This window comes from Microcoleus sp. B6-A1 (genome assembly GCF_036705085.1).
In the GTDB taxonomy this organism is placed as follows: Bacteria; Cyanobacteriota; Cyanobacteriia; order Cyanobacteriales; family Microcoleaceae; genus Microcoleus.
This window is the reverse complement of sequence record NZ_JAUBTU010000085.1, coordinates 20,989-29,674: the sequence shown is the minus strand read 5'-3', so window position 1 is coordinate 29,674 and position 8,686 is coordinate 20,989. Positions and strand designations below refer to the sequence as shown.

The following is an 8,686-nucleotide window of genomic DNA, read 5'->3' as shown; positions in this document are numbered from 1 at the left end:
CACGCTTTGTCTCGGATGATTCACTTTTACCCCCTCAATCCGCGTATGTGCCAGTTGGGGGTGCGGAATGTGGGTTTAAACTACTCGTTCTCTTCTCTTACCAGAAAGAATTGGTTTAAAGCCGCAACCATAAGTGGGAGAAATTAAAAGAAGACTATTCATTACTCCAATCCTCTTCCTTCCAGGTAGATGTCGCCCCGCGTGCGGTCAACTGTCAACTGTCAACTGTCAACTGTCAACTGTCAACTGAAGCATTTATCATCAGCATCTTCCCGGTTCCTTAAATACTTATAGAAAACAAGTTTTAAAACCAGAGGGAATGGGAAAAAATTTAAAACTTGCTCAATGCTTTCCTTTGTTTATTCCATTCTGGCTTGGCTGAAGTTAGCACCTGTATAACCGGTTGTCAGCCAAAGAATAGCCCTAGCGCCGTCGCGAACAGCTTTTTGCATCGGTTCGGGGGTTCGCCCAGACGGAACTGCCACAGGCTTAAAACTAATGCCTCGACTACCGAGTACGATTTCGCCGATAATCTGAGCTCGCCGCATATGATCGTCAGAAGTGATCAGATACACGCTCTCAATCCCTTGAGCTTTCAATTCATCTACGAGCGTAGTAAAATTTGTTACCGTATCCACTGCTCTGTAGTCTAAGTGCAGGCGATCGGACTCAATTCCCGCTTCTGAAAACACCCATTCAGCGAACTCGGGATTGCTCCCAGACGACACCCAAATCGGCAATTCAGGATGATCCAGAGCAAATTTGGCGGCAAACACCTCTCGCTCCGTAGCCCCACCTAGAACTAACAAAGCTTGGGGTCTCTGAAATTCGCTCTTAAGCTGCTGATACCCAAACCAACACGCCATCAAAAGCCCTACTAGGAACCAAAAACTGCGTGAAGTATTCAAAGGCTGGTAACGCCGCGTGTTTGAATTGATTCTTAACCACATCTAAACCTATAAAAATTTTATGTAACTCACAAAGGAACCATAGCAAAAAATACCGCACGTACAGCCCACTAACAGGAATTAAAAATTAAAATTTAAAAAAGGGTCAGGGGATCATAGATTTTAGATTTTAGATTTTAGATTTTAGATTGACTCTACGCTTGTGGTGGGGCTTAAACGGGGGATTTGAGATTTTAGATTTCAGATTTTATAGCAACCGCCTGGGCGGTTGCTATAAAATCTGCGAGCCAATTCCTTAGCGGATATGCAAAACAGAGGGTTAAAACTTAGGCTTACCCCTCATGCTTTTAATTTTTCTTGATTTTTAACGGGACTGGCCGGGTTCGAACCGGCGACCTAGCGCTTCAGATTTGTGTGAGTTTCCCCACTCTCTGGACTATACCTTCACCATATGCTTGCAGCTTTTAGGTGGTGACCGTCTAGTCTCTAAACCTTCCTGATTTCAATATAGGCGATCGCATAATCGCCCTGAACTCAGGCTTGGCTTGGTATTGCCTTAGAGTCATAGGAACCCACGAACTCTTTAGGTTTCACCAAATTTGACCACATTCACTCCTAGAGTTTCCTCGCAGGGTGCCCGATTCTTCAGGAGGCGCTTGCTCTATCCATCTGAGCCACAGCCCCAGTTGCTAAACCGTTTTGATTATAGCAGTTAATGTCGATTTTGAACTTTTTATTTTGGATGATTAGCGATCGCCAGTTGCCAATTTCGCAGCGATGCGGGCAAAGTTTTCGGCTGCGGTGAGTTTACCCGCACCGTAACAGGCGCGCTGTCTCCATGCGGTGACGGGGAGATGTCCGGGGGGAGCATCTTCGTTGAAGGAGAGCTCGCTGTAATATTTCCAATTTTCCTTGACTCTCCAGCCGACTCGATCGCAAAATTCAGTATAATTTGCCTCGGTACTTGCCCAAATCAGCTGCTGCACGCTCAACCCGAACCGCCCGCTGCTGTATTGTTGCCAAAGTTGGTCGATCGTGCGAAGGTCTGTAGGAGGAAAACTGTCAATATCGGCTGCACTCAGCCAGCCTTCGTCTTCCCTGACAGCGATTTTCAGCAAGATTTCCCAAGTGTGTTCATCAGCTTTGCGCCATTTTCCGGTTTCTAATAGCTTTGTCAGTTGGCGGTAGTCCATCCCTACTTCGGAGATAGCCGGAGTTTGGTCAGGTATGGCGCCGATTTTGTCTTCTAGTCGCAGTAGAGTGCTGACAATCAATTCGGGGTTTAGTTGTTCGAGGCGGTACAGAACCCATTCTAACTGAGATTGAATGTATGTGCGGGCGATCGCACCTTGCTGCACTTCCCCCTGCAACTCATCAAATTTAGCTAACCAATTTTGTTGATTGCGGGCCAATTCCCACATTTGTTTTGCCCACTGCAATCTAACTTGTTCTTTTTTTAAATAAGTTTTGGAAGGCTTAGCACGCTGCGGGTAGGGAGTCAAATCCCAGCCGCAAATCGAGCACCACTCTGCTTTTTCTTCTATGTATTCAGCACCGCACACTGGACAGTTAGACATATTGCCATAAATTCGGTTGCCAAGTAATTATATCAATTCCCGTTGCACTCAGACATGATGTTGACTGTTGACTGTTGACTGTTGACTGTGAATCGAACAACTGAAAATTGCGCCGAGATAGGTTGCGACTTGTAAAAATCCTTCATGAATTGCCCTCTAATTTATCACCTGACGATGCAGCCGGAAACGATATTATATGACATCCGGTAAATTAACCCTCATTCGATTAGGTACGCACTTTGCAACCTACAATTACAGTTTTTCTGTACTAATGTGGGCATTTAGCACCCGAAAGTTAGAGTTATTTATAGCGCTCTAACAAGGCAAGCGAATACTAAACAAACTGCCTTGGCCCAACTCAGATTTTACCTCGATCGTGCCGCGGTGAGCTTCGACTATTTGGCGGCAGAGGTGTAGTCCCAAACCTGTACCGGATCTCCTGTGAGTTCCCGGGCCAAACCTTTCAAATAACTTTGCTTTTTCGGTGGGAGAAATGCCTGCACCGGTGTCTTGGATTTCTATGATTACCCATGCCAGCGGTTGGTTTCCGAAGCTCGTATAAGCAGGTGAATTGGCAGCTTTTAAGCTGACATCTATTGAGCCGTTGTCGGTGAATTTAATCGCATTTCCGATTAAATTTGTCAGCAAGCGGTGCAGCTCCAGACGATCGCCCGGATACTTCGCAATCGGTGCACTTTCTGCACTTTCTGTCAAGTCTAAATTTACCGACAAACCTTTAGCATCGGCTAGGGGAGCTAGTTCTTCAGCTACCTCAGTAATAAGCTGGCGCAAATCCACCGCAGCGAAACTTAGGGATTTGGCGCCTGCTTCGTAGCGGTAGACTTCCAGCAGCATATTTACGAGCGCGATCAGGTTTTTGTTGCTGCGAACCATCGTCCCCAAAGCCTCGCCCATCTGAGGCGAAATTTCTCCCAAAGCTCCCTGCTGCATTAAAGTTATCATTCGATCGGCTGCTACGAGGGGCGTCCGCAAGTCGTGAGCGAGTCGAGAGACAAAATCTTCGCGCTGGAGGGCGATCGAATTGCGCTCGTCTACGCTGTGTTTTAGCCGCAGGAGCGATCGAACCCTCGCCAGCAGTTCATCCATTTCCACTGGTTTGCGGATGAAATCGTCTGCTCCCATGTCCAATCCCTGCACTACGCTCGCACTGTCGTGAGCAGTGATCAGCAAAATCGGCATAAAGGGCAATTCCTTATTGTCTCGGATTCGTTTAGTGACTTCGTAACCATCCATTCCCGGCATCATCACGTCTAGCAGTACCAAATCCGGGGCTGACTTGTCAATTTGACTCAAGGCAGAAAAGCCGTTCTCTGCCGTGCTAATCTCGTAACCTTCTTCTTCTAGGATTGTTTGAACCAACAAAACATTATCTGGTGCGTCGTCTACCACCAGAATGCGATCGGCTTTTGTGGCATTCGGAACAGATAAATAACTCATTTAATTGTTAGCCTGGAAATAAATTCTAAACTTTAATATGGCATCCGATTTATGATTTCACATTTTTACACTTGTTAACTCTGTCATAAGGAATATCTCACAACTTTATCAAATCTTTTTACTTTTGAGCACTCGGATGTAATATAATCTACTACTTGGTTGTCATCGTATGCACACCGTCCCAATCGTCCGGCGGGGGTACTTCCAAATATCTCAGGGATCGATCGAGGTGAACTTCCACAGGTCGATCGCTGGGTCGCATTGCTAAAGCCGCTTCAAAATAACTAATAGCTTTCTGAAAATTTCTAGCAATATAAGCATCCCTACCGTTACTGTAAAGTTCCAAAAACCGAAGGGTTTCCCCATCAATGGGTTCAGAACTATTTTGCAGCAACTCGTAAATACCCACTGGCTGATTTTTGCCCTTAACCCGCACCTTGTCTAACTCTCGCACCCAAATTCCTTCGCGACACAAACTGTATGTAAATTCGCTCAAAATTATATCGCATCCGTACTCCTTTGTAAGCTGTTCCAATCGCGAACTCAAATTCACCGCATCCCCGATTACCGTGTAATCCATTCGCTTTTGAGAACCAATATTTCCCGAAACCACCTCTCCGGAACTAATTCCAATTCCGAAGCGAAACGGATCTTCGCCGGGGCGAGAATCATTAAACTCTTTCAAACGCCGGCGCATATCTAAAGCCGACTGAACCGCCATCCAACCGTGACTTTCCGGAGGATTCAGCGGCAGGGGCGCGCCGAACACGGCCATTAAAGCATCACCGATAAACTTGTCTAAAGTGCCTTCGTAGTGGAAAACGGCCTCCACCATCGTCTCAAAATATTCGTTCAGCAGGGATACCACATCCGACGCTCCCAAATTTTCAGTCAACGTGGTGTAGCCGCGAATGTCAGAAAATAAAATAGTCACTTCTTTGCGTTCGCCCACCATCAGGGCGCCTTCACCCAAGGCCATCACTTTATCTACGACTCCAGGAGTCAGGTAGCGGTACATCGTATTTTTCATCCGCTTTTCGTGGCTGATGTCTTCGAGTACCACTAAACCGCCGCGCACGCCGCCTTCTGGATTGATTAGCGGGTTGACAGTCAAATTCAAACTACGTTCAATTACTTTAATTCGAGAGGCGGGGATGGGCAGCGGACAATAAGGGTGATACAGGGCAGAATTTCGCAGCGCAAATAGAGATTGGGCATTAGCTAATTCTGCCAGCGCTACTTCCTCAGTCCACGCGCGGTTTTCGCCCCAAGCGTAATATAAATTAGGATCAGCGCGATCGGGCACTGCCAAAATATAACTTTCTTCTTCTTCTTCTTCTTCTTCTTCTCCTTCTTTTTGTTGGGAATTTAGCGTTTTTTCTACCAACAGTCCCACAGTTAAACTTTGTTCGGGAACGTAATGTCGGGCAGCAATTTTGAGACTGTCTTCTAGTCGAAATTGCAAATTTTCGATCGGCACAACTTCCCAAACATAGCGATTCACCAGTTTATCTTCCCAAATCTGGGGATTGTGTTTGCTTTTAGCTTGATTTACCGGACAGCCCAACAATTCTAGGGCTGCTTCGTTGATAGTCACAACTCGCCCCTTCAAATCGGTGGAAATCACTGCATCAGAAAGACTTTGCAGCATATCTTTCTGATACTGCTTTTCCACCATCACGTTCTGAAACAGTTGAGAATTTTGCAACGCCATTCCCGCTTGGGAATTAAACGCTCGCAAAAACTCTTCGTCGGAAGGGGTGAAAGTACCTTGGTTCTTATTAATTAGCTGAGTTACCCCGATCAGCTCACCTTTAGCGTTATGCACGGGCATACACAAGACAGTCCGAGTGCGGTATCCCGTTTGCCCGTCTGTAGAGGGGTCAAAGCGGGGATCGTCGTAAGCATCTGTAATATTTAGAGGTTGACCGGTCGAAGCCACGTAGCCAGCAATTCCCTTATTAGCAGGAATGCGGAGATCTACCATCGTTTTGCCGTCAGCCTTGGCGACTTTTGTCCAAAGTTCGTTGGTTTCCCGATTTAACAAAAATAGCGTGCTGCGATCGGCTTGCATCAAGTCGCGAGCTTGATCCATGACAGAGCGCAAAGTTGTTTCCAAGTCAAGACTTTGACCCAAAGTCGTGGTGGCTCTCAACAGTGCGGCAACCCCTCGCTGGTTGCGGGCGACGACGTAGAAAGACTGACAGCTTTCGAGAATAATCCCGATCGAATCTGCAAAAGCCTGGAACTGCTGTTCGTCTTCCTCGCTAAAGGAGACATTGCCAGCTTTATTTAACAGTCTGACCACTGCTACGGGTTCATGTTGGCTCTTGCTGCTAAAAATCGGCATACAGAGCATAGTGTCGATTTGATAGCCCGGTGGTTCGTCTACTTCGGAATTAAAATACTCGTGCGATCGAGCTTCGGCGACATTAATCGATTTTCCGGTTGTTGCTACGTAGCCTAAAATGCCTGCATCCATAGGCAAGCGTACTTCTACCTCCTCGCCCGTAAGTGGATCGAGTGTTTTGTGCCACAGTTGATTTTTGTTGGAGTCAACCAAAAAAATTGTTGTCCGGTCTGCTTGCAAAATTTGACCAATTTTGACAGTGAAGGCATCTAAAAGTTGCTCTAAGAGACTTTCGAGTGCTTCATTGTTAATCAGGTCCATCGCCCGGATAAATTGCTGAAATTCAGCCGTGATAAAGTCCAGCAGGCACACTAATTCAGGAACTGGCAGGCTCTTAACACGGGAGGTCAATGCCCCCATAAAATTGACTTGAGTCAGTGTAGCCAGAACGCTACCAGCATTGGAGAATGTCATGATTAACTGCTTGCTCAGAGGGGTAGACTGACCGCAGGTCGATCGGCGCTAGATTCGGCAGCCGTGCAAACTCTTGAATTTGTTTGCAAGCGCATCGGCACTCGCTTGTCGCTTTGATGAATCGTGAGTTCAAAAGTGGCGCACGCAACTTCAGTGTGCTTGTGATGTATGCTCGATCGATCTTTTTTACAACCTCGATGATACTGATGAGGGTTCGTCCATTCAAGCTGAACTTGAGTTCGCAAAACAGAAGGCCTGAAAATTAGGTGACAAGCTTTAGTTCGATCGAGAGTGCAATGTGGATTGGACGCCCTGTGCTCGGCCCCAGCGCGCGGTGTGACTGTTTTAGCGCACTCGGCGACCGTATCCGGTCAGGTAAAGGGCGCTATGAAAGCAGCGCGCAAGGCATTCCTACAGAGCTACTCATAGTTTAATGGTAAACGCAACAGCAGGATAGCGACGGTAATTTATGCAGCAAAAAAGTTCGATCGGTCTTTGAAAACATCCCTGTTCACTACCAACTGACGATCGAACAGCCAAGCTAAGCTGGCGGTGATGTTTAAAGGTGCTACAGATCCTGACATTTAGGCCGCTCTGGGCACAGACTGGGCAAATACCACTGATTGATAGTAGCGCTGGAGTTGTGCCGCGGCGGCTGCCCAACCCCAGCGTTCGGCTTCTCGGCGAGCGTTGTGGCGCAGGGTTTCCCGTTCTTCGGGATTCGCAAACAGACGCTGGGTGGCGGCGAGTGCTCCTTCTTCGTCGGCGGGATCAAATAGATATCCGTTAACACCGTCGGTGACGATATCGGGAATTCCGCCGCTGCGCGCCGCCACTACAGGCGTCCCCGCAGCCATTGCTTCTAGGAGCACTAAGCCCAGGGTTTCGGTGCGGGATGGAAAAATGAAGGCGTCGGCCGATGCGTAAGCTCTTGCGAGTTCTTGCCCCTTGAGGTAGCCGACAAAATTGGTGGGTGTACCGGCAAAAAATTGTTCAAGGGTTTGCCGGTGCGGGCCGTCTCCCACTAGGGCGAGGCGGGCGTCGGGAATCGCTGCGAGGACTGGTTTGATGCGTTCGATTTCTTTTTCTGCACCGAGGCGGCCGACGTACAGCAGCAGGGGACTGTCTGGGTTATTTGCAGAAAGGCGCGATCGCATTTCTCGACTTGCCAATTCCGGGACAAACATTTCAGTATCTACGCCCCGCTGCCACAAATCTACTCGCTCAATGCCGTGGGTTCTCAATTCTTCCACCATTGCTGTAGAAGTACACAGATTCAATTCTGCTTGGTTGTGGGCACCTTTGAGCAATTCCCACAATAAAGGTTCGAGGACTCCGAAACCATAGTGGTGCAAGTATTTGGGCAAATGGGTGTGGTAAGAAGCCAAAATCGGAATATTCAACTTTTTGCCGTAATATATACCGCCCAATCCCAAAATAGCGGGATTGACAACGTGAATAATATCCGGTTTAAACTGCTCTAATTGGCGGCCGACAGCGGGAGAAGGAAGTGCCATTTTCAATTCCGGGTACATCGGCAAAGGCAAGCCCTCCACACCGTAAACTCGTGCGCCTTTGTATTCTTTAATTCCGTAATCTGGAGAAAATATCAGAACTTGTTCGCCCGATCGCTGCAAGTGATCTACAGTGTGAATCAGGCGCGTCACAATGCCGTCTATTTTCGGCAAAAATGTTTCAGTGAACAGAGCAATTTTCATAAAAATAAGTTACTTAGGGAGCCGATAATCATAGCTTGGGGCAAACGTCATCGGTAACAGGATACACTGTGTCGGGGGAGTAAGTCATTGCGTGCGATCGGCTGCTTTTCTACACTTCTTCTTTCTGTTGCACTACCGCTAATTCCGAGCGATAGGTTTTTGGGATAAAATGCCAATTCCCTGAATGCCAATTGATACAAT

The 8,686-nt window shown here is 47.5% G+C and carries 5 protein-coding genes; all 5 read right to left on the bottom strand.

Features of this window, described 5'->3' with window-relative positions; translation table 11 throughout:
- Window positions 1-359: 359 nt before the first annotated feature.
- The 5 genes from QUB11_RS24800 to QUB11_RS24780 all read right to left on the bottom strand — a co-directional run bounded on the left by QUB11_RS24800 (window position 360) and on the right by QUB11_RS24780 (window position 8,485).
- Window positions 360-950 carry a YdcF family protein gene (locus QUB11_RS24800; protein WP_333200471.1) on the bottom strand — a complete coding sequence of 197 codons (591 nt, stop codon included), beginning with the start codon at window positions 948-950 and terminating at the stop codon, window positions 360-362.
- A 704-nt stretch (window positions 951-1,654) separates the two neighbouring features.
- Window positions 1,655-2,485 (bottom strand): GUN4 domain-containing protein, encoded by an 831-nt coding sequence (locus QUB11_RS24795; RefSeq protein ID WP_333200469.1) that lies wholly within the window; start codon window positions 2,483-2,485, stop codon window positions 1,655-1,657.
- Between the two features lie 315 nt (window positions 2,486-2,800).
- A complete protein-coding gene (locus QUB11_RS24790) occupies window positions 2,801-3,943 on the bottom strand; it encodes a hybrid sensor histidine kinase/response regulator (RefSeq protein ID WP_333200467.1) in 1,143 nt (380 codons plus the stop codon).
- Window positions 3,944-4,094: 151 nt separating this feature from the next.
- Window positions 4,095-6,767 (bottom strand): GAF domain-containing protein, encoded by a 2,673-nt coding sequence (locus QUB11_RS24785; RefSeq protein ID WP_333200465.1) that lies wholly within the window; start codon window positions 6,765-6,767, stop codon window positions 4,095-4,097.
- A gap of 584 nt (window positions 6,768-7,351) precedes the next feature.
- Window positions 7,352-8,485, bottom strand: a complete 1,134-nt coding sequence (locus tag QUB11_RS24780) for a glycosyltransferase family 1 protein (protein WP_333200463.1) — start codon at window positions 8,483-8,485, stop codon at window positions 7,352-7,354.
- Window positions 8,486-8,686 lie beyond the last annotated feature (201 nt).

Bases quoted from the DNA above. Each gene is read 5' to 3' on its own strand.
- QUB11_RS24780 (WP_333200463.1), bottom strand. From the start codon at position 8,485: ATGAAAATTGCTCTGTTCACTGAAACATTTTTGCCGAAAATAGACGGC.
- QUB11_RS24790 (WP_333200467.1), bottom strand. From the start codon at position 3,943: ATGAGTTATTTATCTGTTCCGAATGCCACAAAAGCCGATCGCATTCTG.
- QUB11_RS24795 (WP_333200469.1), bottom strand. From the start codon at position 2,485: ATGTCTAACTGTCCAGTGTGCGGTGCTGAATACATAGAAGAAAAAGCA.
- QUB11_RS24800 (WP_333200471.1), bottom strand. From the start codon at position 950: ATGTGGTTAAGAATCAATTCAAACACGCGGCGTTACCAGCCTTTGAAT.
- QUB11_RS24785 (WP_333200465.1), bottom strand. From the start codon at position 6,767: ATGACATTCTCCAATGCTGGTAGCGTTCTGGCTACACTGACTCAAGTC.